Annotated in this window: 2 protein-coding genes; both read left to right on the top strand. The window is 77.1% G+C overall.

Annotation, left to right across the window (positions count from 1 at the left end):
- Nucleotides 1-748, top strand: a 748-nt coding sequence (locus tag ACWEN3_RS46470; RefSeq protein WP_452984476.1) for a lycopene cyclase family protein, incomplete at its 5' end; no start/stop codon positions are given.
- Nucleotides 749-782: 34 nt separating this feature from the next.
- A complete protein-coding gene (locus ACWEN3_RS46465; RefSeq protein ID WP_452984474.1) occupies nt 783-1,517 on the top strand; it encodes a class I SAM-dependent DNA methyltransferase in 735 nt (244 codons plus the stop codon).
- The last annotated feature ends 20 nt before the right edge of the window (nt 1,518-1,537 follow it).

The raw sequence follows: 1,537 nt of genomic DNA, 5'->3' as shown, positions 1-1,537 counted from the left end.
GTTCGACTCCCGGCCGCCCGCGCGTCTGCCGCCGGCCCGTACGACCCTGCTGCAGCACTTCCGCGGCTGGTTCGTCCGCACCCGCAGGCCGGTGTTCGATCCCGGGACCGTGGAGCTGATGGATTTCCGCACCCCCCAGCCCGCGCACGGTCTGTCGTTCGGCTACGTCCTGCCGACCGGCCCGCGGGAGGCGCTGGTCGAGTACACGGAGTTCTCCCGCCGCGCGCTCGGCCGGGAGGCGTACGACCGCGCGCTGCGGCACTACACGACCCGGATCCTCGAGACCGGCGACCACGAGGTGCTCGGGTGCGAACAGGGGGTGATCCCGATGACGGACGCGGGCTTCCCCCGGCGGACCGCCGCGTCCGTGTTCCCGATCGGGGCCGCGGCGGGGGCCACCCGGCCCGCGACGGGCTACACGTTCAGCGCTGTGCAGCGCCAGGCGGGTGCCGTGGCCGCCGCGCTGCACGCCGGGCGCCGTCCCCTGCCGCCGCGCGCCCACTCGGCCCGCTCCCGGCTCATGGACGCCGTGCTGCTGCACGCCCTCGACCACGGCCGGGTGGACGGCCCGGCCTTCTTCACCCGCCTGTTCACCCGCGTGCCGGCGCCCCGCCTGCTGCGTTTCCTGGACGGGCGCACCAGCCTGGCCGAGGACCTGTCCATCGGGCTGCACGTGCCCGTCGCCGCCATGCTCGGCTCGGCCCTGAACCTACCGCTCACCCCGCGCCGAAGCGCCCCCCTCGCCTGACGCCCGTACCCGACGACCCCGTTACGGAGATGGCATGCCCGTGCTGCGCGACGCCGACCTCGCCGCCGCGTTCGACCACGCCGCCCGCAGCTACGACACGCTGGTGGCGGCCAATCCCGGCTACCACGCCCATCTGCGCCGATCCGCCCGCCGCCTCGGCCTGTCCGGCGGCGGCCGGGGCCTGAGGGTGCTGGACCTCGGCTGCGGCACGGGCGCCTCGACGGCGGCTCTGGCCGCCGTGCTGCCCGGCGCTGACATCACCGCCGTCGACGCCTCGGCGGGCATGCTGCGGCGTGCGGCCGGGCGGCCCTGGCCGCGGCCGGTGCGGTTCGTGCACGCGCCGGTGGAACGGCTGGCCGAGGCCGGGGTGCGGGGCCCGTTCGACGCGGTCTTCGCCGCGTACCTGCTGCGCAACACCGCCGATCCGGACGCCGTGCTCGCCGCCGCGTACCGGCTGCTCGCGCCGCACGGCCGGCTGGCGGTGCACGAGTACGCGCTGAGCGGGCGCGCGGTCCACCGCGCGGTGTGGAGCGCGGTGTGCGGCGGAATCGTCCTGCCGGTCGCCACACTGCTCGGCGACGGGCCGCTCTACCGGCATCTGTGGCGCAGCGTCGTCGCCTTCGACACGGCCGGGCAGCTCGCGCGGCGGGTGCGGCGCGCCGGGTTCGAGCGGGTGCGGGTGCTGCCGCTGCCGGGCTGGCAGACGGGCATCACCCACACCGTCGTCGCCCGCCGCCCGTCGGCCCCGGCCGGGGAGGCGGGACGATGACCGGCCGCCGCCGTCCCTCC

Source organism: Streptomyces sp. NPDC004561 (assembly GCF_053602155.1).
Note: the sequence above shows the minus strand (reverse complement) of the source record. Positions and strands in the feature narration are given on the sequence as shown.

Coding starts and splice junctions, on each gene's coding strand:
- ACWEN3_RS46465 (WP_452984474.1), top strand. CDS start 783: ATGCCCGTGCTGCGCGACGCCGACCTCGCCGCCGCGTTCGACCACGCC.